This is a genomic window from Ancylobacter dichloromethanicus (assembly GCF_018390645.1).
Lineage (GTDB): Bacteria > Pseudomonadota > Alphaproteobacteria > Rhizobiales > Xanthobacteraceae > Ancylobacter > Ancylobacter dichloromethanicus.
In genome coordinates this window covers 45254-68595 of sequence record NZ_JAHBGC010000010.1, presented here as the reverse complement: position 1 = coordinate 68595, position 23342 = coordinate 45254, and the positions used below count along the sequence as shown (strand labels likewise).

Genomic DNA, 23342 nt, shown 5'->3' with positions numbered 1-23342 from the left:
GAAGGAGGCGTCGTTCACTGCTTCAGGATGCGGCTGGCGAAGTCGCGACGGAAGGCCGCGATATCAACAGGGCGGCGCATCTGCCACAGCGTGATCTGCGAGAGGTCGACCAGGCCGTGGCCGGGAACCGCGGTGGCGCCGACCACCTTGCCGAGAACCTGCGCGGCTTCTTCGCTCGCCATGAAGTCGAGGAAGATCTTGCCCTCCACCGGGTTCGGCCCGCCGGCGACAAGGCCGCCGCCTTCCGAGACGTTCGGGGTGATGCGGCCATAGACGATTTCGACCGGCTTGCCGGAGGACTTCGTCTCGAAGCAGGTGGTGTCGAAGGTGAGACCGATGGCGACCTCACCGGCACCGGCAAGCGCCGCGCCGCCCGAGCCGCCGTCGGAATACTGGTAGACGTTCTCGTTGAGGTTCTCGACGAAAGGCCATCCGAAAGCGTCGACGAAGGTGGTGAGGATCGCCCCGCCCGTGCCGGACTTCAGCGGCGAGGGCAGCGCGATCTCCTTGGCGTAGACCGGCTTGATCAGGTCTTCCCAGGTGGTCGGCATGGGCAGCTTCTTCTGCGCCAGCCGGTCCTTGTTCACCACCATGCACATCGTGGTGGCGAAGTACTTGTTATAGAAGTCGTCGGGGTCGCGGAAGTCCGAGGCGATCTTGCTGTCCTTCGGCGCATAGGGCTCGAACACGCCGGCCTGCTTGAGCTGGTCGAGCGCGACATTGTTAACGAGATAGACCACATCCGCCTGCGGCTTGCCCTTCTCGGCGATGGCGCGCTCGGTGATCGGGCCGGTCGAGCCGGAGACGAACTTCACCTCGATGTCCGGATGCGCCTTCTTGAAGGCGGCGACCAGCGCCGTGTTGACGCTGTCGGAGGCGTTGTAGAGCAGGACCTCCCCGGCGATGGACGGCACCGCCCCAAGCGTGGCGAGGGCGGCGGCAAGCCCGAGGGCCTTCAGCGAATCGATGAGCATGGAGTTCTCCGGCGTCAGGAAAGAGCGGGATCGTGATATAAGTGTCGTTAAAGTGTGTGACGCCTGAATGAAGCCGTACTTATGACCCGAGACGCATCGCCATGAACTTCGCCCAGCTCCGTGCCTTCCAGGCCATCGCCACCCACCGCACCTTCTCGGAGGCGGCGCAGGCGCTGGGGGTGAGCCAGCCGGCCATCACCCAGCATGTGAAGGCGCTGGAGGAGGCGGTCGGCGCCCGGCTGTTCCTGCGCACCGGGGCGGGCATCGAATTGACGCCGGACGGGCGCGACCTGCTGCCCCGGGTGCGGCAGGTGATGCTGATGCTCGACGACATCGGCGCGCGCATGGATGAGGGCCGCACGCTCAATGCCGGCTATCTCGCCCTCGGCCTGTGCGCGCCCTATGTGGCGATGCCGATCCTGGAGCGGTTCACCGCGCTGCATCCGGGCATCCGCCTCGATGTGCGGCTGGCGAACTCCAGCGTGCTGCTCGACCTGGTGGCGCAGCAGCGGGTGGATATCGCCATCGCCACGCTGGAAACGCCACACCCGGATTTCGCCTGCGACCGGCTGCTCTCCCAGGAGGTGCTGGTGCTGGTGTACGAGACCCACCCCTGGTGGGGTCGCGACAAGGTCGCGGTGCGGGAACTCGCGGATCAGCGCTTCGTGCTGCGCGAGGCGGGCTCGATGACGCGGCATCTGTTCGAGGCCGCGCTTTCCCGGCACGGCATCGCGCTCGCGCCGCACCTGGTGCTCGGCAGCCGCGAAGCGGTGAAGGAAGCGGTCGCGGCAAGGATCGGCCTCGGCATCGTGCTCAACCGCGAGCTCGGCTGCGACCCGCGCCTGCATGCGGTCGCGATCGAGGGTGCGCCGGCGCGGGCCGACGAATATCTCGTCACTCGCCGCGAAACCCGCCAGCTCGGCGCCGTGGCGGCCTTCGCCGCCGTGGCGGCGTCCGGGTTCGGTATCGTCGCCTGATGGACAGATAGACGGCGGCAGACAGAGCGCGGATGAAGGCCGGCATGGCCGCCGGGATCACCGCGCAGACGATGGTGTCGAGGCTTCGAGCACGTGGCCGATATCGCCACGACGAGGGATGCAGGCGAGGCGACGCACGCTTATGCCGAGTAGGGCGTCGCCGATGTCGCGCTATATGGGTGACCACCACCTCGGCCTATCCGATGATCACCAATGGACGGCACCTGATGTCGCCGACGCCGATCCCGACATTCGACAATCCGAAGATGGCGGACAATCCGGCGATCCAGCTCTTCGGCGCCGGGCGCGAGAAACGCATCTATGCGGCGATGCCCTATACGTCGGCGCGCAGCCTCGATTTCGACGGCCATCCGTTCACGCCGCGCCTGTGGAAGGGCTGCTGTGCACGCTGCCGCTCCACCGATTCCGATCTCGACGAGGTGCTGACCGACGACAAGGGCGGGCGGATGTTCCTCTGCTCCGATACCGACCATTGCGCCAAGCGCCGTGCCGGCGCCGCGGAGATATGAGCGTGCGCCACCAACCCGTGTCGGGGCCGTTCCCGCGCGTCCCTCCTTCTGCCGGCACCCGGACCCGCAGCCGAGCCGTCCCTTCTGGCGGGGCCGGGCCTTATGCCCCAAAATTGTGCGAAGCCAAATCTGCACAGGCGGCGTGCGGAGAAGCTGGTCTGCTGTCGTCAATCTGACGCGGGAGGTCGGATACGTGGCATCGGCGGGTGGGACGGCGTGTATCAGTGGGCGGACGCCGCCCGATACACGAATGGGACGCCATGCCCGCCGAAGAGACCCTCTGGATCGCGCTGGAAGATGGCTGCCGGCTGGCGGCGCGGCTGTGGCTGCCGAAGGCGGCGGGACCTGTCCCGGCCATTCTCGAATATCTGCCCTACCGCCGGCGCGACCGTCATCGCGGCGATGACGCGATCCTGCATCCAGGGCTCGCCGCCGCCGGCTATGCCGCCATCCGCGTCGACATGCGCGGCTCCGGCGATTCCGACGGCACGATGGATGACGAATACACCCCGCAGGAATGGGCCGACGCCAATGAGGTGATCGCCTGGATCGCGGCGCAACCCTGGTGCTCGGGTTCGGTCGGCCTTATCGGGCTCTCCTGGAGCGCCTTCAACGCGCTGCAGATCGCCGCGACCCGGCCACCGGCGCTGAAGGCGGTCGTCACCACCTGCGGTACGGACGACCGCTTCGCCGACGACATGCACTACATGGGCGGCGCGCTGCTGAACGACAATCTGCAATACGGCTCCACCCTGTTCACCTGGCTGGCGACGCCGCCGGACCCGGAGATCGTCGGCCCGCGCTGGCGCGAGATGTGGCGCGCCCGCATGGAGGCGATCAGCGAACCGCCGGCGGCGCGCTGGATGCGCCATGCCGATCGCGATGCCTATTGGCGCAGCGGCTCGGTCTGCGAGAACTACGCCGACATCGAGGTGCCGGTGCTGGCGGTTGGCGGGTGGGCGGATGGCTACACCAACGCGGTGCACAGGCTGCTGTCGCACCTGCCCGGTCCGCGCAAAGGCGTCATCGGCCCCGGCGCCCACGCCTATTCGCATGTGGCGACGCCCGGGCCGGCCTTCGATTTTATCGGGCTGGTCGCCCGCTGGTTCGATCATTGGATGAAGGGCGTCGATAACGGCATCATGGCGGAGCCGATGCTCACCGCCTGGATGCAGGAATACGAGCCGCCCAAGCCGCACTATGAGATACGGCAAGGGCGCTGGGTGGCCGAGGCCACGTGGCCAAGCGCCAATGTCGCGCCGCGCACGCTGCACCTTGGCACCGACGGCCTCGCCGCCACACCCGCCGCGCCCTTTGCGGCAACGGTAAAATCACCGGGCACGGTCGGGCTCGCCTCGGGCGAATGGTGCCCCTATGGCTGGGGTCCCGACATGCCGGGCGACCAGCGCGAGGACGACGCCGGCTCCGCCTGCTTCGACAGCGCCCCGCTTGACGAGGCTGCCGAGATCCTCGGCCGGCCGGAGGTGACGCTGACCCTCAAGGTCGACCGGGAGGAGGCGATCCTCGCCATTCGCCTCAACAGTGTCGCGCCGGACGGCACCAGTGCGCGCATTACCTATGGCCTCCTCAACCTCGCCCATCGCGACGGCTTCGCCGCCGGCAGGCCGCTGGTACCGGGCGAGAGCGTCGAGGTCACGGTGCCGCTCAAGGTCGTGGGCTATCGGGTTCCCCCAGGCCACCGGCTGCGCCTCGCCGTCTCCACCCAGTACTGGCCGCTGGCCATGCCGTTGCCGGTCGTGGCGACCGTCACCTTGCAGGGCGGGACCGTCACCGTTCCGGTGCGGCGCGGCCATGGGCCGCCCCCACCTGATCTCGGCGCGGCCTGGTCGCCGCCACCGCTCGAGACCGAGGTGATCGAGGCTCCCGCACGCGGCCGGCTGAAGGTCACGCACGAACTGGCGACCGGCACGGCGACGGTCGAGGTGGTGCGCAATCTCGGCGCGATCCGCATCCGGGAGACCGGGCTGGAGCTGCGCGCGCTCGGGCGCGAGACCTACACGACCCGGCGCGACGACCCGTCCGCCGCCCGCTCCTTCGCCGCGCGCACGGCCGAGTTCATCCGCGGCGAGTGGCAGGTGCGCATCGAGACCCGCAGCACGCTGGCCGCGACGCCGACCGGCTGGCGCCTCCATGCCGAATACGAGGCGTTCGACCGGGACGAGCGCATCTTCGCCCGCGAGTGGGCCATCGAGACGCCGCGTGCCGGCGCCTCGGGGAGCGCCGAGCGATGAGCCTCGCCGACTTCCTGACCAGCCGCTGGGAGGACATCCTCGCCGTTTCGTGGTGGCATTTGCGGCTGTCGCTGATGGCGGTAGGTCTCGCGCTTCTCATCGGTCTTCCGCTCGGCATCATCAGCCACATGAACCGGCTCGCCGCGGCCCTCGTGCTGAACACGGTCAGCGTCATCTACACCGTGCCGACGCTGGCGCTGTTCGGGCTTATGATTCCCCTGCTCGGCATTGGCGTCATTCCCGCCATCGTCGCGGTGGTGCTCTATTCGCTGCTGCCGGTGGTGCAGAACACCTATACCGGCCTCGCCAATATCGACCCCAATCTGCGCGAGGTGGCGGTCGGCATCGGCATGGGCCGGCTGACGCGGCTTTTTCGGGTCGAACTACCGCTGGCGCTGCCGGTGATCTTCGCCGGGCTGCGGGTGGCGGTGGTGAACGCTATCGGCATGGTCACGCTCGCCTCGCTGATCGCCGCCGGCGGGCTCGGCGACTTCATCTTCCGCGGCATCTCCATCATGTCGTGGAATCTCGTCCTCGCCGGCAGCGTGCCGGTGCTGGCGATGGCGCTGGGGGCCGACTATTTGCTGAAGCTCGCCGAGCAGCACCTCTCCCGCTCCCGCGAGGTGGCGGCGCCATGAGCTTCGCGGAATATATCGACGTCTTCGGCGACAACATCCTGTTTCTGCTGGAACAGCACGTCATCCTGTTCGCCATAGCGCTTTCCGCCGCCATTGTGCTGGGCGTCGTGCTCGGCACGCTGGTGCATCGCTTCAAGCGCCTCGACACGCTGATCGTACCGGTCGTGAACGTGCTGCAGGCCTGCCCGGAAATCGTACTGCTGGCACTGGCGATCCCGTTTCTCGGCATCGGCATTTCCGGGGCGCTCATCCCGCTCTTCGTGAAGGGCGTGCTGCCCATCCTGCGCAACACGGCGAGCGGCTTCGCCTCGATCGACCCGCGCCTGCTGGAGGCGGCGCGGGGCATGGGAATGTCGCCGGCGCAGATCCTGCTGCGGGTCGAGGTGCCGGCCATCTTGCCCATCGTCATCGCCGGCGTGCGCATCTCGGCGGTGATGCTGGTCTCGGTGCTGACGCTGACCGCCTATATCGGCGTCGACAGCCTGGGCACGCTCATTTTGCAGGGCATTTCCCGGATGGACACGACGCCGCTGCTGATCGGCTCCGGCCTTACCGCGCTGCTGGCCATCACCGTCAACTACCTGCTGTTCGGGCTGGAGCGTCTGGCCAGCCGGCGCGTATCATAGGAGGCGCGCCGATGGCGCTCCAGGTCGAGTTCCGCGATGTCACGAAGGCCTTCCCCGGCACGCCGCCGGCGGTGGATCGCCTGTCGCTGACGGTCGAGGCCGGTACCATCCTCGCACTGGTCGGCCCCTCCGGCTGCGGCAAGACCACGACGATGAAGATGGTCAACCGGCTGATCGAGCCGTCGAGCGGCGACATCGTGCTTGGCGACACGCCGATCTCGCGGATGCCGGTGAAAGAACTGCGGCGGATGATCGGCTACGTCATCCAGTATGTCGGCCTGTTCCCGCATATGAGCGTGGCGGAGAACATCGCCATCGTTCCCCGCCTGCTGGGCTGGAACAAGCCCCGCATCGACGCGCGCGTCGACGAATTGCTCACCCTGGTCGGCCTGGTGCCGCAGACCCATCGTGCCCGCTACCCGCGCAACCTCTCCGGCGGCCAGCAGCAGCGCGTGGGCGTCGCCCGTGCGCTCGCCGCCGATCCGCCGGTGCTTCTCATGGACGAGCCCTTCGGCGCACTCGACCCGATCACCCGCGTGCGGGTGCAGGACAAGTTGCTGGCGATCCAGGGCAAGGTGCGCAAGACCATTATCATCGTCACCCACGACATGGACGAGGCGATCCGCCTCGGCGACAAGGTCGCCGTGCTGCGCGCGGGGCGGCTGGTGCAGCATGAGGCGCCGGTCGATATATTGCGTCACCCGAAGGACGCTTTCGTCGCGGAGCTGATCGGTCACGACCGGCTGGTGAAGCTGCTCAGCACGCTCTCCGTCGCCTCTGTCATGAGCGCGGACGCCGCCCCGGCCGACACGCCTTCCATCAATCGCGCGGCGACGCTGGAGGGCGCCTTCCTGCGCATGCTCGACACCGGCAGCGACGCGCTTGCGGTGGAGGGCGGCGGCAGCCTGCACATCCGCGATCTCCTGCGCGTCAGCACGGGCTGAGGGGCGCGACGATGCACCATTCCGCAGCCCCGCACGAGGTGGAGTGCCAGCGCAACATCTGGATTCCCATGCCCGACGGTGTGCGCCTCGCCGCGCGGCTGTGGCGGCCGGCGGGCCTCGCAGGGCCGGTGCCGGCGGTCGTCGAATACATTCCCTACCGCAAGTCCGACGGGATGGCCGCGCGGGACGCCCAGGTCCACCCCTTCTTCGCCGCCCATGGCTATGCCGCACTGCGTATCGACATTCGCGGCTCCGGCGATTCCGAGGGACTGCTGGCGGACGAATACACGCCGCAGGAACAGGCCGACGCCCTCGCGGCGCTGGAATGGATCGCGGCCCAGCCCTGGTGCGACGGCCGCATCGGCATGATGGGTATCTCCTGGGGCGGCTTCAACGCGCTGCAGGTCGCCGCGCTGCGCCCGCCGCAGTTAAAGGCCATCATCACGGTGGGCTCGACCGATGACCGCTATGCCGATGACGTCCACTACATGGGCGGCTGCCCGCTGAGCGCCAATCTCACCTGGTCGCAGACCTTCTTCGCCGACCTCTCCCGCCCGCAGGACCCCGACGTGGTAGGGGAGCGCTGGCGCGATATGTGGCTGGAGCGGGTCGACCGTGCCGCGCTGTTCATTGCCGAATGGACCCGCCACCCCTTGCGCGACGCCTATTGGCGGCACGGTTCGGTCCGCGAGGATTATTCCCGCATCGAGGTGCCGGTGCTGGCGGTCGGCGGCTGGGCGGATTCCTACACCAACGCCGTGCCGCGCCTCGTCGCCGGGCTTCCCGGCATGCGCCGGGGGTTGATCGGCCCGTGGGGGCATGACTATCCCCATCTCGCCGTGCCCGGCCCGCAGATCGACTTCCTCGGCGAGTGCCTGCGCTGGTGGGACCGCTGGCTGAAGGGTCGCGACACCGCGGTGGAGAGTGAACCGCTGCTGCGCGTCTGGCTGCAGCACGAACTGCCGGCCGATCCCGCCCATGTCGAGCGCCCCGGAAGCTGGGTTGGCTTCGACAGCTGGCCCTCGCCGGATGTGAGCGAGCAGGCGTTGTTCCTCGGCACCGCCAAACTTGAACCGTCACCACCACAGCCTGTGGAACTCCGCCATCTGAGCCCGCTCGACAGTGGCTTCGGTGCCGGCGAGTGGTGCGCCTATGGCGTTGCCGCCGACCAGCCGACCGACCAGCGCGAGGATGACGCCCGCTCGCTCTGCTTCGACACGCCGCCGCTGGAAGAAGACCTCTCGGTCATCGGCCAGCCGGTTTTGCGGCTTGAGCTGGCAGTGGATCGGCCGCGCGCCATGGTCGCGGTACGACTGAACGACATCGCTCCCGATGGATCGTCGGCGCGGGTGAGCTACGGGCTGCTCAACCTCAACCATGTCGAGGGACACGACCGCTTCGTTACGCTGGAACCGGGGCGCCCCTATACGGTCGCGATCGCGCTGAACGACATAGGACATCGCTTCAAGGCCGGTCATCGCCTGCGCGTTGCCGTCTCCACCTCCTACTGGCCGACGGCGTGGCCCTCACCCGAGGCCGCAATGCTGAGCGTCTTCACCGGGACGAGCCGGCTTGAACTCCCGGTCTGGCAGCCGGGAGCGCACTCGCGCATCCTGCCGGACATGGACGCGCCGGTACTGCCCACGCCCGATCCGCGCGAGACGCTGCGCGCCGGGAGCTTCCGCCGGGAGCATTCCAGCGAACTTGTCTCCGGCACCCGGCGCATGCACGTCCAGCTCGACTATGGCGAGGAGCGCATCAAGGCGAGCGGCATGGTGATCGGCCGGATCAATGACGAGACCTATGAGGTCGTGGCCGGCGATCCGCTCTCGGCCTGCATCGAGACCGGCTGGATCATGACCATGGTGCGCGGCGACTGGTCGATCCGCACCGAGAGCCTCGCCCGCATGACCGGCGATGCCGACAGTTTCCACATCACCGCGAGGCTCGACCTATTCGAAGGGGACGCTCTCGCCAGGACAAGAACCTGGGACGTCACGATCCCGAGGGAAGGCACCAGCAACCACGACGCGGACAACAGCGTCGCTCATCCAGAGGAACTGAACGCATGAACCGGCTCTTCACCCGTCGCGCCGTCTGCGCCGCCGCTGCGGCGACGCTGGCGCTCGCCGCCGTCGCCACTCCCCGTGCCCAGGCCGAGACCCCGATCAAGATCGGCTGGCCCAACATCACCGAGCAGGCCATGCTCGGCATCATGGCCGCGCTGGTCATCGAGAAGAAGCTCGGCCTGCCGGTGGAGCGCTTCCCCAATCTCGGCGGCACCGGCATCGCCCAGCAGGCGATCCTCTCCGGCGCCATCGACGTGCTGCCGGACTACACCGGCGACGCGCTGGCCAACGTGCTGAAGAAGGACCCCATCACAGACCCGAAGAAGGCCTATGAGGTCGTCCACGATGCCTACAAGGACCAGTACAAGATCACCTGGCTCGCCCCGACCAGCTTCAACAACACCTATGCGCTGGCACTGAAGGCGGACAAGGCCAAGGAACTGAACATCAAGACTATCTCGGACCTTGCCTCGCAGGCGCCCAATTGGACGCTCGGCTCCTCGGTGGAGTTCGCCGCCCGCCCGCTCGACGGCTATCCCGGCATGAGCAAGCACTACGGCTACAAGTTCGGCTCGATCAAGCCGATGGAGATCGGCCTGATGTACACGGCGGTCGACAGCGGCTCGGTCGATGTCATCGTCGCCTTCGCCACCGATGCTCGCATCGGCAAAGTGGGCCTTGCCGTGCTGGACGACGACAAGCTGTTCTTCCCTGCCTACAACGCCGCCATCACCGTGCGCGACGACGTGCTCGCCAGGCACCCGGAGATTGGCCCGGCCATCGAGGCGGTGACCAACTCGCTCGACACCGAGACCCAGATCAAGCTGAACGGACAGGCCGATATTGACGGCCTCGACATTGAGAAGGTCGCCGAGATCTACCTGAAGGACAAGGGCTTCATCCCGAAGTGAGGTGAGGCTCCCGGCGGGAGCCTGAGCCCTACAAACCACCGGGCCGGGGCGGCAGGACCCCGGCATTCGCCATCAAGGGAACACCCCATGTCCGACAGCCTGCGCATCGCCATCGCCCAGAACGGGACGCCGCCGGAGAGCCATGACGAGGCGCTCGCCCTGCTGGAGCACGCGGTCGCCGGGGCGCCGGAAGCCGATCTCATCGTGCTGCCGGAACTCGCCTTGTGCGGTTATGGCGAGGCGGCACGCGTGCACCGCCTCGCCGTGGCACAGGATTCGCCCGTCATCGCCCAGGTGCGTGACCTGGCCCGGCGCGCGGCGAAAGGGTTCGTCCTCGGCCATGCCGAAGCGGCGGACGGCGTGCTGTACAATGCCGCCCTCGCCATCGGCCCGGACGGCGACATCCGCGGCAATTACCGCAAGGTGAACCTCTGGGGTTCGTACGAGCGCGGCCTGTTCACTCCCGGCATGCCCTCGCCGGTGATGGCGTGGGGCGGCCTGAAGCTCGGCCTGCTGATTTGCTACGATCTCGAATTCGCCGAGGCGGCCCGCGATCTGGTTCTGCGCGGCGCCGATACGCTCGTCGTCATCAGCGCGACCAGCCGACCCTACAGCGTGGTGCCGGAGATGCTCGTGCCGGCGCGCGGCTACGAGAATGGCTGCCACGTCGTCTATGCCAATGCCGTGGGGCGGGACGCGGCGTTCAACTTCATCGGCATGAGCCGCATCACCGCGCCGGACGGGTCGGTGCTGGCGGCCGCGACCTCGGAGGGCCCGGCGCTGATCGCGGCGGAGGTGAAGCGCTCCACCGTGGAGGAATGGCGCGCCGGCCATGACTATCTCGCCGACCGCCGGCCGGATCTGTACCGGCTAGGCTGAGGCACCCTGTCATCCCGGCCGAAGCGCCGCGAAGAGCCGCGATCGCCCAGCATTTCCCGCAGACGATCCCGGATCGGCCCTGCGGCCGTCCGGGACGACGTCGTCCTTCCCGCTCAGATCAGGCCCTGTTCCTTAAGAAAGCCGGCCGCCACCTCCTCGACGGACTTCTTGTCGACGTCGATCGAGGCGTTGAGCCGGGCCATGGTCTGGTCGTCCAGCTTGGCGGAGAGGCCGTTCAGGATGTCGGCGAGCTGCGGGTTGGCGTCCAGCACCTCCTTGCGGACCACCGGCGTCATCGCATAGGTCGGGAAATAGCCCTTGTCGTCCTTCAGCACCACGAAGTCGAAGGCGGGGATGCGCCCGTCGGTGGCGAAGACGAGGCCGACATCGACCTGCCCGTCCTTCAGCGCCTGATAGACGATGCCGGTATCCATGCGCTTGACGTTCGGGCGCCCGAAGCTGAATCCGTAGCTCTCTTCCAATGGCTTGAGCCCGTCCGGCCGGGCATAGAATTCGGCGTTCGAGCCGAAGCTCAGCGTCTCGCCGCCATTGATCTTCGCGGCGAGGTCCGAGATCGAGGCGATGCCCTTCGCCTTGGCATCGGCTGCGCGCATGGCGAAGGCGTATGTGTTGTTGGCCTGGGACGGGTTGAGCCAGACCAGGCCCTTGGGAGCGTCAAGCTCCTTCACCTTGGCGTAGGTCGCGGCGGCGTCGAGCTTGTCGGTCACCTTGTTGAAGGTGATGAGCGAGGTGCCGGTATATTCCCAATACACGTCGATCTGGCCGTTCTCCTGCGCCTGGCGCAGCGGCGCGGTGCCGAGGCCGGCACGCTTGTCGACGTCGAAGCCCTTGGCCTTGAGCAGTTGGGCGGTCATGGCCGCCATGAGCTGCTGTTCGGTGTAGTTCTTGCCGCCGACCACGAGGGTGGCGGCACTGGCCGCACTGAGACTGCCAAGGATGACAGCGGCGAATGCCGCAGCTTTCAGGAAACGCATCTTGTTCTCCTCTGGATGTTGTTATCGCAAGGGGTTGACACCGCGTGGCACCAGCCAGAACTGCAATTGCCCGACGACGAGATCGACGCCGACGGCGAGCAATGCGGTGGGGATCGCGCCCGCCAGCAGGAGGCCGGTGTCCATCAAGTCGATGCCGGTGAAGATCAGCTCGCCCAGCCCGCCGCCGCCGATGAGGAAGGCGAGCGGCACGGTGCCGACATTGATGGCCAGCGCCGTGCGGATGCCGGCGGCGATGACGAACAGCGCATTGGGAAGCTCGACCTGGAAAAGGATCTGCCGATTGGTCATTCCCATGCCCCGCGCCGCCTCCACCAGCGCCGGCGGCACGGCGCGCAGACCGGCGACAGTGTTGAGGACGATGGGCAGCAGCGTCAGCACGGCCAGCCCGAAGATCGCCGGCGGTGCCCCGAGCCCGAGCACCGTCATCGCCAAGGCGAGAATGGCCAGCGTCGGGATGGTGGTGCCGAGATTGATGATCTGGGCGAGCAGCGGCCCGAACAGTCCGAGGCTGCGTCGGGCAAGGAGAATGCCGATCGGGATGCCGGTGACGATGGCGATCGCGCCCGAGATGGCGACCAGCTCCAGATGCTGGAGGGTGAGGAAGCTGATATCCTCGCGATAGAGCATCATCGCGCTCAGCGTGCCGCTGGCGTTCGCCCATACGCCGAGGACGAAGACCAGGCCGAGCAGCGCGAGGCGCCACAAGGTCGCCAGTGCCGCCATCGGGTGTGCGGTGCGGGTGCCCTCCATCACCTGTCCCGATAGGTTGCACCCAGAAGATGGGTGATGCCGCGCTGGGTGATGTAGCCCTGATAGACGCCGGAAGCGTCGACGCAGGCGAGCCAGGACTGATCGTTGGTGAACATGCGCGACACCGCATTGCGCAGATTGTCGTCGATGTCGATCACGCTCGGAAGCTTCTCGAAATGATCGCCGACCACGCCCTTCTTGCCGCGCAGCGCCTCCAGCCGGACAAACCCGCGCGCCCGCCCCTGCGGGCCGACCATCACCACCGAGATGTGGCCGTGGCTCTCCATCAGCGCGATCGCGGTTTCCACCGCATCCTGTGCCGTCACGCGCGGTGGATTCTCCGCCATGGCGTCCCGCACCGCGATCAGGCGCAGCCGCTTGAGGGTGCGGTCGGCCCCCACGAAATCGGCGACGAAGCTGTCGATCGGATGTGCCAGAATATTGTCGGGCGTATCGTACTGCACCAGCCGGCCGGCTTTGAAGATGGCGATGCGCGAGGCCATCTTCACCGCCTCGTCGATGTCGTGGCTGACGAAGATCACCGTCTTCTTCAGCGCCGCCTGCAGCTTCATGAACTCGTCCTGGATCACCTCGCGGTTGATCGGGTCGATGGCGCCGAAGGGCTCGTCCATGAGCAGCACCGGTGGATCGGCCGCCAGCGCGCGGATGACGCCGATGCGCTGCTGCTGGCCGCCGGAAAGTTCCTTCGGGTAGCGCCGGGCGTAGGCGGCGGGCTCGAGATTGACCATTTCCAGCAGTTCAGCGGCGCGTTTGCGCGAAGCCTTGCGGTCATGGCCGAGCATGTCGGGCACCACGCAGATATTGTCCTCGACCGTCTTGTTGGGAAACAGGCCGATCTGCTGGATGACATAACCGATGGAGCGGCGCAGTTGCACTGCGTCGACCTCGGTCACATCCTTGCCGTCGATGAAGATGCGCCCGCCGGACGGTTCGATCAGGCGATTGACCATCTTCATCGTCGTCGTCTTGCCGCAGCCCGATGGACCGAGCAGCACACAGACCTCGCCGGCGCCGACCTCCATGCTGACATTGTCGACGGCGGTGGTGGCACCGAATATCTTGGTGAGATTCTTGAGCCGGATCATGTCGCCTCCGCTGTCAGGATTGCCGCAGCCCAACGGGCGTGAGGCGCCGCTGCAGCAGGAGAAGGCCGAGATCGGCGAGGATGGCGAGCACGCTGACCGCGATCGCGCCGGTGATGAGCTGGCGCGGATCGGTCTGCGAAATGCCGCGCGAGATGAACACGCCGAGCCCGCCGGCGCCGATATAGGTCGCGATGGTGGCGATGGCGATGTTGAGCACCACCGCGTTGCGCACGCCATTGACGATGACCGGCAGCGCGACCGGCAGTTCCACCTCGCGCAGGCGCTGGAACGCGGTCATCCCCATGCCGCGCGCGGCCTCGCGCAGCGCCGGGTCGATGTTCATTATGGCGGTATAGGTATTCCGGATGATCGGCAGTTGCGCGTAGAAGACAAGGGCGATCACCGCCGGCAGATAGCCGATGCCCTGGCCGATCGGCGACAGCACCGGGATGAGCAGGCCGAAGAAGGCGATGGACGGGATCGTCATGATGATCGCGGCAACATAGAGCACACGGTCGGCCGCGACGCGGCTCTGGGTGATGAGGATGCCGATCGGCACGCCCGTGAGCACCGCGACGCTGACCGCCACGCCGACAAGCGAGATGTGCTCCCAGCCGCGCGCCACGATCTGCGACCAGTTGGCGATGGCAAAGTTCAACGTTTCCAACGGCGTTGCTTTCCAAATGAGCGCCCGACCCCGCATCCGGTGGATGCCTTGCTGGAACACCTCTACTGATGCACGGGCAAGGGGCGGCTTTCGTAGCGTTTTCGACATCGGGGAATAGGAATCCGACATCGCCCGGATTCCCCCGGTAAAATCCGCCGCCGGCAATTCTGCAACCGAGGCCTTAGCTCGGGCCTTAGCTCGGGCCTTGGCCGCCCAAGGTGGCGCAGGCGCGGCACCGGCTCTCCTTGCCAAGACGCATGTCGTGTTTCTGATTGCGCTCGTCGCAAAGCGGTGGGTGCCCGGCGTGCACTCGCTGCAAGGATTGATAAATGGCGGGTCCGGGTCAATGCGTCCTCGGCCGTCCCGAGGCGACATCATGAACGTCCAGACCTTCATCCACGATCTGCGCCATGCCGACCTGCCGCCACCCGTCGCGGCGCTGGCGCGGCGCTGCCTGCTCGATCTCGTCGGCGTCGCCGCCAGCGGCCGGCGCACCGATCTCGCGCGGATCGTCACCGATCACGCCGCCCGCCAGTTCGGCGCCGGCGAAGGGCGCGGCGCGCGCATGATCTTCGACGGACGGCGGGTCTCGCCGGCCGGGGCCGCCTATGTCGGCGCCTCGCTGATCGACTCGTTCGACGCCCATGACGGCCACGCCCTCACCAAGGGTCATGCCGGCGTCGCCATCCTGCCGGCGCTGCTCGCCTTCTGGGAGGCGGAGGATCTCGCCCTCGACGACCGCGAGGTGCTGACCTCGATCGTCATCGGCTATGAGATCGCCACGAGGGCGGGCATCGCGCTGCATGCCAGCGCCTGCGACTACCACACCTCCGGCGCCTGGAACGCGCTGGCCTGCGCGGCGCTTGGCGCCCGGCTGTTGAAGCTCTCCCCGGCGCAGACCCGGGAGGCGCTCGGCACCGCCGAATATCACGGCCCGCGCAGCCAGATGATGCGCTGCATCGACCACCCCACCATGCTGAAGGACGGCTCGGGCTGGGGGGCGCTCGCCGGCGTCTCCGCCGCCTATCTCGCCGCCGACGGCTTCACCGGCGCGCCGGCGCTCACCATGGAAGCGCCCGGGCAGCAGGCGCTGTGGGGCGATCTCGGCACGCGCTGGTATATTCTCGAACAGTATTTCAAGCCCTATCCGGTCTGTCGCTGGGCGCAGCCGGCGGTGGAGGCCGCGCGCCGGCTGATGGCGGCGCACGGGCTGACCGGCGCCGACATCGCCGAGGTCGAGGTCCGCAGCTTCGCCGAGGCGGTGCGCCTCGCCTCCGCCCGTCCCGCCACCACCGAGGAAGCGCAATACAGCCTGCCGTTTCCGCTGGCCGCGATGATCGTGCGCGGGCGCCTGGGTGCCGACGAAATCACCGGCGCCGGCCTGCACGACGCCGCGGTGCTGGACCTCTCCGCCTCCATTCGCCTGACCGAAGACCCCGACATCTGCGCCCGCTTCCCGGCGGAGCGCTTCGCGGTGGTCTCGCTCGGCACCCGGGACGGTCGGCACGTCACCTCGGAATGGACGCAGGCCGATGGCGGACCGGCCAATCCACTCCCGGACGACGAGATTTCGGCCAAGTTCCAGGCCCTTGCTGGTCAGCTCGGCGACAACCGCCGCCAGGCGATCGAGACGCTGATCACCGAGATGGGCACCGGCGAGATGGGCACCGGAAAGCCGGCCGCGGACCTCGCCGAACTCGTGCTGGCACCGATCGGAGAGGCGGCATGAGCGTCGATCGTCGCTCCGTTGCCGACAAGAAACTCACCGTCCAAGGCCATGCCCAGCTCCTTGTCGTCGGCGCCGGCGCCGCCGGCCTCGCCGCGGCGATCGAAGGGGCACGGCGTGGCCTGTCGGTAGTGCTGCTGGACGAGAACCCGGTGCCGTTCGAGACCATGGGCGAGAGCGTGCCATTGCATTTCGGTGGGCGCGTCGGCGGCGTGGCGCGCAATCGCAACGCCATGATGGAGGCGATGCTGGAGAGCGCGCCCGACCTCGCCACCGCGTTCGAACTGGGCGTGGATGTACGGCTCGGCACGGCGTGCTGGGGCCTTTACGTCAATGGTGCGAATCTCGGCTGGATGCCGGCGCCGCTCGCCGGCCTCGCCGACGAGGAAGGCGGCACGCATCTCGTCAGCTTCGAACGCGCCATCGTCGCCACCGGCCGGCGCGACATGGGACTGGCCTTCCCCGGCTGGGAGCAGCCGGGCGTGATGGGGGCCACCGCCGCGGTGCAACTCGCCACGCGCTATGGCGCGCTGGAAGGCACCCGCGCGGTCGTGCTGGGAACCACGGCGGAAGCGCTGCTGGCGGCGCTGACCCTTCAGGCCCGCGGAATAACGGTGGCTGCCGTGATCGAGCAGGCAACCGCGCCGGTCGGCCCGGCCGATCTCGTCGCCGACCTCCGCAAGAGCGGAATCGAGCTGCGCTGCGGCGAGGTGGTGCGCGCGGTCGACACCGATCTCAACGGCGTATGCGGCGTGGCGACACGTTCGGGTCCGCTTGCGTGCGACCTCGTCGTGCTCGGCATCGGCGCCGTGCCGATGGTCGACCTCCTCGATGCCGCCGGCTGCGAACTGGCCTTCCACGCTGCGCGCGGCGGCTACACCCCGATGCTCGACGCGGCGGGGCGCACCAGCGTGGACATCATCCAGGCGGTGGGCGACTGCGCCGGCATCTGGCCCGCCAAAAGCCGTGATGCCGCCATCGCCGAAGCCGAAGCTCGCCAGGCCGTGGCGGCGGCCGCCGCCGCGCTGGGCATGGCGGGAGAAGCCCGGCCACCAGCCCCCCCGCCCGGCGACGCCCCCCCCGCCGAGGCGCCCTACGACATCAGCGCCTACCGCCAGGACTGGGTCCGCGCCAGCGTGATCGAGGCGACAGGCGAGCCCTATATCTGCCAGTGCGAGGAGGTCACCGCCTGCGAGATCCTTGACGTGCGCCCGCCGCGCTATCTCGACTGGCAGGGCGCGGACCATCGCCGGCGCAACCTCGCGACGCTGCTGGGAGAGGAACCACCCAATCCCGATCAGATCAAGCGCCTTACCCGCGCCGGCATGGGGCCGTGCCAGGGACGGCGCTGCCGCGAGCAGGTGCAGGCCCTGCTCGCGCTGCAGGCCGCCGTGCCGCTCGGCGCCGTGCCGCTCGCGGGCTATCGCGCCCCGGTCCGCCCGCTGCCGCTCAAGGCCGCCGCGCCGCAGGCCGAAGACGCGGCCTTCGGCGAGCAGTGGGACTCCTGGTTCGGCATGCCGCGGCAATGGGTGCCGTTCTGGGATGTCGAGGACGACTACACCGTTGCCGGCCTTGCCGTGGAAAAGCCCCATGCCAGCGAATGATCTCACGCAACCGGACGGCGCCAGGGGGGCGTCGGTCGTCGTGGTCGGTGGTGGCGTCACCGGGCTCAGCGCGGCCTGGTGGCTGGCGCGGGCCGGCGTCGATGTTGTCGTGATCGAGAAGGGCATCGTCGGCTGGGAGGCCTCGGGCCGCAACGGTGGCGGCTGCTCGCACCATCACTCGCCACTTTTCGCCGAGGAGCAGCGGCTCTGGCCGCTGATGGACGAGATGCTCGGCCACCCCACCGAGTTCCAGGCCAACCGCGTGCGCATCGCGCTCAACGAGAAGCAGCTGGCGCTGTACAGCCGGGCGGTGGTCAATGCCCGCCACCAGGGCTTCTGCATCGACGAGATCGACGCGAAGCAGGTGCGCGAGCTTGTGCCGCTCGCCGGCGACAATGTGCTCGCCGGCCATTTCTACCATTTCGGCGGGCACGCCAACCCGCACCGTACCGTGCAGGCCTTCGCCTGGGCGCTGCAGGACCTTGGCGGACGGGTCATGCAGCACACCACCGTGACCGGATTCACTCGCGAAGGTGGCAAGGTGATCGCGGTGGAAACCGACAAGGGCCGCTTCGGCTGCGACCACCTCGTGCTCGCCGCCGGCCCGCAGACCGGCCGGCTGGCGGCGATGCTCGACGTCGACATCCCGCTGAAGGTCGCCCGCGCCGAGATGATCGTCACCGAGGCGCTGCCGCTGATGCCGATCGGCGGCGTCGACGGCAACGGCCTCTATGGCCGGCAGACCTTGCGCGGCAACCTCGCCTATGGCGGCGGACCGCATGAATGGGTGGAGACCGAGGAACTGCCGGGCGGCGCCCGCCCGTCGACGCCGCTGATGCAGAACATCGCCAAGCGGGTGGCCGAGCTGCTGCCGCTGGCCGGCCATGCAAGGATCATCCGCTCCTGGGCCGGCCTGATCGAGAACACGCCGGACGGGCGGCCGGTGATCGACCGCGCGGAAGGCTGGGACAACCTCACCGTCGCCACGCTGTCGGGGGTCGGCTTCGGCCTGTCGCCGGCCAGCGGGCGTGCCATCCAGCAGTTGGTGACGGACGGTGCGTGCTCCTTCGCCGACTTGTCGACGCTCCGCCTCCGGCGTTTTGCCCATCTGGAACCGGACTGGGCCGCGCTGCAGGGCTGGCAGTCGCTGGCGATGGCAACCTGAAACCCGGTCCATCGACGGCGCGCATGTCGGTTTCGTTGCCTTGATGACGGTTTTGAGCCATTCTAAAGGCCTGTCCTCCGTCCCCGGTGCCGGCATGTTCTACGACTCGGTCGCAGAGCCACTGACGTTCAGCTTCCTGCTGATCGAAAACCTCTCGATGATGAGCCTTTCCTCCGCCATCGAGCCGCTGCGATCGGCCAACCGGCTGATCGGGCGCGAGGCGTTTCGCTGGCGGCTGTGCAGCGTCGATGGCGAACCGGTCACGGCCTCCAACGGCATCCGCCTCGATGCCGCGCCGGTCGAGCAGGCGCTGGATGGCTCGCATGCCATCTTCGTCTGCGGCGGCATGCGGATCGCCCCGACGGACGTGAAGCGCTACCTCGCGGTGCTGCGCGGCGCGACGCGGCGGGGAATCGCGGTGGGCTCGCTCTCCACCGGCAGCTATCTCCTCGCCTGGGCCGGGCTGCTCGACGGCTATCGCTGCACCATCCATTGGGAGAATGGCGCCGCCTTCGAGGAGGATTTCCCGAAGGTGATCGCCACCGGCAAGATCTACGAGATCGACCGTGACCGGATGACCTGTTCCGGCGGCACGGCGGCGATGGACATGATGCTCCACGTCATCGCCGACCGCTATGATCCCGACCTCGCCCAGAGGGTCGCCAACCAGTTTCACCACGAGCGCATCCGCGACGCCAATGACGAGCAGCGCGGCGGCCGGCTGCGGCGGGTCGGCAGCCTTCCGGCCCCGCTCCAGCGCACCGTGCACACCATGCAGCGCAATCTGGAGACGACGGTCAGCGTCGGCGAACTGGCGAGGGCGGCGGGACTGAGCCCGCGCCAGCTGGAACGGCTGTTCAACCAGCATCTCGGCATGACGCCGGCACGCTACTACCTCTCGCTTCGCGTCGATCGCGCGCGCGAATTGCTCATCTACACCAACCAGCCGATCCTGGAGATCGCCGTCGCCGTCGGCTTTGCCTCGACCTCGCATCTCGGCCAATGGTTCAAGCGCATCTACGGCATGCGCCCGAGCGAGCTGCGCGAGCGCGCGGGTCGGCGCCAGCTCGGCCAGATGGTGCAGCGAGGCGACGTCGCCTCCCTTTCACCCGCTGTCGCATTCGGGACGGACGCGCCGGCCAAACAGTAGGATAGTTGCCATCGTCGCATGCCGGGAGCCGACGATGAGCGCGCGTGATAAAGTGGCCGAACTGATGGCGCAGTACCGGGCGGGCTTCAGCCTGCCGGGGCCGCTCTACTACGATGGCGATCTCTTCGATTTCGAGATGAAGGCCATCTTCGGGACGCAGTGGCTCTTTGCCTGCAATGAGTGCGAGGTGAAGGAGCCGGGCGACTATCTCACCCTCGAACTGGGACGCAACTCCATCATCATCGTGCGCGATGACAATGGCGAGGTGCAGGCCTTTCACAACACCTGCCGGCACCGCGGCTCGCGCATCTGCCAGGAGCACAAGGGCACGGTCGGGCGGCTGGTCTGCCCCTATCACCAGTGGACCTATGATCTCGACGGCACGCTGCTCTCCGCCACCCAGATGCCGGACGATTTCGATCCGCGGCGCTATTCGCTCAAGCCCGTGCATGCCGCCAACGTTGCCGGCCTCATCTATATCTGCCTCGCCGAGAACCCACCCGATCTCGACCATTTCAAGCGGACCGTGACGCCCTACATCGCCCCGCATCAGCCGGCGCGCACCAAGGTGGCGTTCGAATCGGTGCTGATCGAGAAGGCGAACTGGAAACTCGTCATCGAGAACAACCGCGAGTGCTACCACTGCGCCGGCAATCACCCGGAACTGCTGGTCTCACTGGTCGAGGCGGCGCTGCCCAGCGACACCCGCACCCACTGGTTCAGCGAATTGATGAAGCGCAAGGCGGGCGAATGGGACGCGCTTGGCCTGCCGCACCGTCCGGCCGATGGCGGCATCGAATTCCGCTGCATCCGCCTGCCCTTCAACGAGGGCGTGACCTCGATGACCATGGACGGCAAGCCGGCCTGCAAGAAGCTGGTGGGCGACCTCACCGAGCGCGATCTCGGCTCTGTGCGCATGTTCCACGTGCCGAATAACTGGAACCACTTCCTGTCCGACCATATCATCCATTTCCGCGTGCTGCCGCGCGGGCCGATGGAGACCGAGGTGCGCACCACCTGGCTGGTGCATGAGGACGCGATCGAGGGCTGGGACTATGATGTCCAGCGGCTCGCCGAAGTGTGGCAGATCACCAACCAGCAGGACCAGCACCTGGCCGAGCAGAACTTCCTCGGCGTGCAGTCGGACGCCTATGAGCCCGGCCCCTATTCGCCTGCCGGCGAGTTCATGATCCTCGACTTCAATCGCTGGTACATGTCCACGATGGCCGAGCACCTGCCGCCGGGCGCGCCCGGGCTCCGGGTGGCGGCCGAGTAATGGCGCCGCGCGACCTGCGCCTCGCCTGCGTCGGGCGCCGGCGGGAGACGGCCGATGTCGTCACCTTCGTTTTCCGCGATGTCGAGGGCCGGCCCTTGAGGCACCTGCCGGGGCAGGCGGTCACGCTCGCGCTGCCCCTGCCGGGCGAAACCGTGTGGCGGACATTCACGGTCGCCTCCACGCCGACGCGGCCGGAAGTGGTGGAGTTGACCATCAAGGCGGCGCCGGGTGGCCATGCGACGCGCTGGATGCACGAGGCGCTGCACCCCGACATCGAGATCGACGCCCGGGGGCCGATCGGCCGGTTTTCCATCGTCCATCATCATGCGCCGGCCTTCGCACTGATCTCCGGCGGAAGCGGCATCTCGCCGATGATGTCCATGTTGCGCTGGATGGCCGATCGGGGCGAGAGCGTCGACATCGTCTTCCTGCATGCGGCGCGCACGCCGGCCGACGTTCTGTTCGCCGAGGAACTGGCGGCGCTGGACCGGCAGATGCCGAACCTGCGTGTCGTCACCCTGGTCGGGGATGTGCCGATCGGCCAGAGCTGGACGGGTTACCGGGGCATGATCGACCGGCGCATGCTGGCGCTGATGATGCCGGACCTCGCCCGGCGCGAGGTGTTCTGCTGCGGGCCGGCCGGCTTCATGGCCGCCGTCGCGCGCATCCACGACGCCGAGGGCGGACAGGCGGAGCATTTCCATATCGAGAGCTTCGGTGCCTCCAAGGCGGAGGAAAGCCCACGGGAAGCGACCTCGATGCCGGGCGCCCTGCTTGAGCAGCCCGGCACCACGCTGACCATAGACGGCCGGGCGATCGCGACACGCCCCGGAACGACCGTGCTCGCCGCCGCCCGCGCGGGCGGCATCGTGCTTCCCACCGGCTGCCAGGAAGGCATGTGCGGCACCTGCCGGGTCCGGAAACGCGGCGGCGAGGTGGAGATGACGCACAAGGGCGGCCTCAGCGCCCGCGAGGAGCGCGAGGGCTATATCCTCGCCTGCTGCTCACGTCTGAAGGGCGACGTCGAGGTCACGACCCGGACCTGAGTGCCGCGCCCGGTCCGCCGCCGCGCCTCGCGCATGAAGGCGGGCTGCTCCGCGCCCGCCTGGCGACCGATGGCGCAAGCCTTCTTCGGTCCCTGCCGTCCTGCGCCCGCCTGCGCCGCGCGCCCATACCCCATTGAACCGCTTCCGGATTCCCGAGTCGCCGCGCCGGGCGAATGCGTACGGGCTTGACCGTGGAACCGTGGTATGTACACTGGTCTGACCACGGCATGACTAAGGCCGTGCACCAGGATGCTGCAAGCCCCGCGATGAACGAGACATTCGAAATCACGCGCCTCGACGAACAGGGCGGCAAGGGCTTCGAGAAGGTGTTCGCCTTTCTGCGCGAAAGGCTGCTCGCCGGCGCGCTCAAGCCGGGCGACCGGCTGATCCCGGAACGCGAGCTCGCCGCGCAGCTGGGGGTCAGCCGCCCGATCCTGCGCGAGGCGCTGCGCGCGCTCACCGTGCTGGGCATTGTCGAAATCCGCGACCGCGTCGGCACCATCGTGCGCCGGCCGGACATCTCGGTGCTGAACGACTTCTTCACCTTCGCCCTCGCCCATCGCGCCGACCTGATGGACGACATCGTCCAGGCCCGCGTGGCGGTGGAATGCCAGTCCATCCGGCTGGCGGCCGAACGGGCGAGCGTGGGCGATCTCGAGCGCCTGCAGGCGGCGCTGCGCCGGATCGAGGCGACCATCGACGATGTCGATGCCGGCGGCCGGGCCGATTTCGATTTCCATCACGCCATCGTTCAGGCCAGCGGCTCCGAGACGCTGCGGGTGCTCTACGATTCCATGTCCGCGGTGCTGATGCGCTCGCATGTCGACCGCCGCCATCTCGTGCGCGTCTTCGACATGCGCACCTATCTGATCGAGGACCACAAGCGCGTCTTCGACGCCATCGTCGGCGGCGACCCCGAGGTCGCCGACCGTTCGCTGCGCGAGCATTTCGCCATCGGCGACGAGTTCCGCCGGAAACTGGCCATCGAGGGAGGGCACCGGGCCGACAAGCTCGACTGATCCTCGCCACAACAAAA

Annotated in this window: 21 protein-coding genes; 16 read left to right on the top strand and 5 right to left on the bottom strand. The window is 68.0% G+C overall.

The features are described 5' to 3' along the window. Positions 1-14 precede the first annotated feature (14 nt). On the bottom strand, positions 15-974 hold the full coding sequence (locus KHC23_RS05625) for an extracellular solute-binding protein (RefSeq protein ID WP_213370346.1): 960 nt from the start codon (positions 972-974) through the stop codon (positions 15-17). A gap of 101 nt (positions 975-1075) precedes the next feature. Here KHC23_RS05625 and KHC23_RS05620 point away from each other — a divergent pair, with 101 nt between their 5' ends. The 9 genes from KHC23_RS05620 to KHC23_RS05580 all read left to right on the top strand — a co-directional run bounded on the left by KHC23_RS05620 (position 1076) and on the right by KHC23_RS05580 (position 10800). After that, the gene (locus KHC23_RS05620) at positions 1076-1951 is read left to right on the top strand and encodes a LysR family transcriptional regulator (RefSeq protein WP_213370344.1); all 876 of its coding nucleotides are present in this window, start codon (positions 1076-1078) and stop codon (positions 1949-1951) included. Between the two features lie 179 nt (positions 1952-2130). Then, entirely contained in the window at positions 2131-2481 is a 351-nt protein-coding gene (locus KHC23_RS05615; RefSeq protein WP_271188751.1) for an alpha-D-ribose 1-methylphosphonate 5-phosphate C-P-lyase PhnJ, read from the top strand. A gap of 260 nt (positions 2482-2741) precedes the next feature. Next, positions 2742-4733 carry a CocE/NonD family hydrolase gene (locus KHC23_RS05610; RefSeq protein WP_213370342.1) on the top strand — a complete coding sequence of 664 codons (1992 nt, stop codon included), beginning with the start codon at positions 2742-2744 and terminating at the stop codon, positions 4731-4733. Beyond that, a complete protein-coding gene (locus tag KHC23_RS05605; protein WP_213370340.1) occupies positions 4730-5371 on the top strand; it encodes an ABC transporter permease in 642 nt (213 codons plus the stop codon). The genes KHC23_RS05610 and KHC23_RS05605 overlap by 4 nt, the downstream gene beginning before the upstream one ends. Next, positions 5368-5997: an ABC transporter permease gene (locus KHC23_RS05600; protein ID WP_213370339.1), complete on the top strand. Its 630-nt coding sequence runs from the start codon at positions 5368-5370 to the stop codon at positions 5995-5997. The genes KHC23_RS05605 and KHC23_RS05600 overlap by 4 nt, the downstream gene beginning before the upstream one ends. Positions 5998-6008: 11 nt before the next feature. Beyond that, positions 6009-6941: an ABC transporter ATP-binding protein gene (locus KHC23_RS05595; RefSeq protein ID WP_213370337.1), complete on the top strand. Its 933-nt coding sequence runs from the start codon at positions 6009-6011 to the stop codon at positions 6939-6941. A gap of 11 nt (positions 6942-6952) precedes the next feature. Then, positions 6953-9013: a CocE/NonD family hydrolase gene (locus KHC23_RS05590; protein WP_213370335.1), complete on the top strand. Its 2061-nt coding sequence runs from the start codon at positions 6953-6955 to the stop codon at positions 9011-9013. Then, a complete protein-coding gene (locus KHC23_RS05585) occupies positions 9010-9921 on the top strand; it encodes an ABC transporter substrate-binding protein (protein WP_213370333.1) in 912 nt (303 codons plus the stop codon). Before KHC23_RS05590 ends, KHC23_RS05585 begins: the two co-directional genes overlap by 4 nt. A gap of 87 nt (positions 9922-10008) precedes the next feature. After that, positions 10009-10800 (top strand): nitrilase-related carbon-nitrogen hydrolase, encoded by a 792-nt coding sequence (locus KHC23_RS05580; RefSeq protein ID WP_213370331.1) that lies wholly within the window; start codon positions 10009-10011, stop codon positions 10798-10800. 113 nt (positions 10801-10913) lie between these two features. On the opposite strand, the gene KHC23_RS05575 is transcribed toward KHC23_RS05580, so the two are convergent. From KHC23_RS05575 to KHC23_RS05560, 4 genes are read right to left on the bottom strand one after another with little or no spacing between them, the layout of a single operon-like run. Further along, on the bottom strand, positions 10914-11795 hold the full coding sequence (locus KHC23_RS05575) for a glycine betaine ABC transporter substrate-binding protein (protein ID WP_213370329.1): 882 nt from the start codon (positions 11793-11795) through the stop codon (positions 10914-10916). Between the two features lie 21 nt (positions 11796-11816). Then, positions 11817-12566, bottom strand: coding sequence for an ABC transporter permease (locus KHC23_RS05570; RefSeq protein WP_213370327.1), 750 nt, complete (start codon positions 12564-12566; stop codon positions 11817-11819). Then, positions 12566-13672 (bottom strand): ABC transporter ATP-binding protein, encoded by a 1107-nt coding sequence (locus KHC23_RS05565; RefSeq protein ID WP_213370325.1) that lies wholly within the window; start codon positions 13670-13672, stop codon positions 12566-12568. The genes KHC23_RS05570 and KHC23_RS05565 overlap by 1 nt, the downstream gene beginning before the upstream one ends. Positions 13673-13685: 13 nt before the next feature. Then, a complete protein-coding gene (locus KHC23_RS05560) occupies positions 13686-14339 on the bottom strand; it encodes an ABC transporter permease (RefSeq protein WP_213370324.1) in 654 nt (217 codons plus the stop codon). Positions 14340-14715: 376 nt separating this feature from the next. Here KHC23_RS05560 and KHC23_RS05555 point away from each other — a divergent pair, with 376 nt between their 5' ends. From KHC23_RS05555 to KHC23_RS05525, 7 genes are all read left to right on the top strand, one after another. Next, a complete protein-coding gene (locus KHC23_RS05555; RefSeq protein ID WP_213370322.1) occupies positions 14716-16068 on the top strand; it encodes an MmgE/PrpD family protein in 1353 nt (450 codons plus the stop codon). Beyond that, entirely contained in the window at positions 16065-17669 is a 1605-nt protein-coding gene (locus KHC23_RS05550) for an FAD/NAD(P)-dependent oxidoreductase (RefSeq protein ID WP_213370320.1), read from the top strand. Before KHC23_RS05555 ends, KHC23_RS05550 begins: the two co-directional genes overlap by 4 nt. Then, entirely contained in the window at positions 17656-18834 is a 1179-nt protein-coding gene (locus KHC23_RS05545; protein WP_213370318.1) for an NAD(P)/FAD-dependent oxidoreductase, read from the top strand. Before KHC23_RS05550 ends, KHC23_RS05545 begins: the two co-directional genes overlap by 14 nt. A 94-nt stretch (positions 18835-18928) precedes the next feature. After that, on the top strand, positions 18929-19984 hold the full coding sequence (locus KHC23_RS05540; protein ID WP_213370316.1) for a GlxA family transcriptional regulator: 1056 nt from the start codon (positions 18929-18931) through the stop codon (positions 19982-19984). 34 nt (positions 19985-20018) lie between these two features. Next, positions 20019-21260: an aromatic ring-hydroxylating oxygenase subunit alpha gene (locus KHC23_RS05535; protein ID WP_213370314.1), complete on the top strand. Its 1242-nt coding sequence runs from the start codon at positions 20019-20021 to the stop codon at positions 21258-21260. Then, positions 21260-22306 (top strand): FAD-binding oxidoreductase, encoded by a 1047-nt coding sequence (locus KHC23_RS05530; RefSeq protein WP_213370313.1) that lies wholly within the window; start codon positions 21260-21262, stop codon positions 22304-22306. The genes KHC23_RS05535 and KHC23_RS05530 overlap by 1 nt, the downstream gene beginning before the upstream one ends. Positions 22307-22572: 266 nt before the next feature. Continuing rightward, on the top strand, positions 22573-23325 hold the full coding sequence (locus KHC23_RS05525) for a FadR/GntR family transcriptional regulator (RefSeq protein ID WP_213370311.1): 753 nt from the start codon (positions 22573-22575) through the stop codon (positions 23323-23325). The last annotated feature ends 17 nt before the right edge of the window (positions 23326-23342 follow it).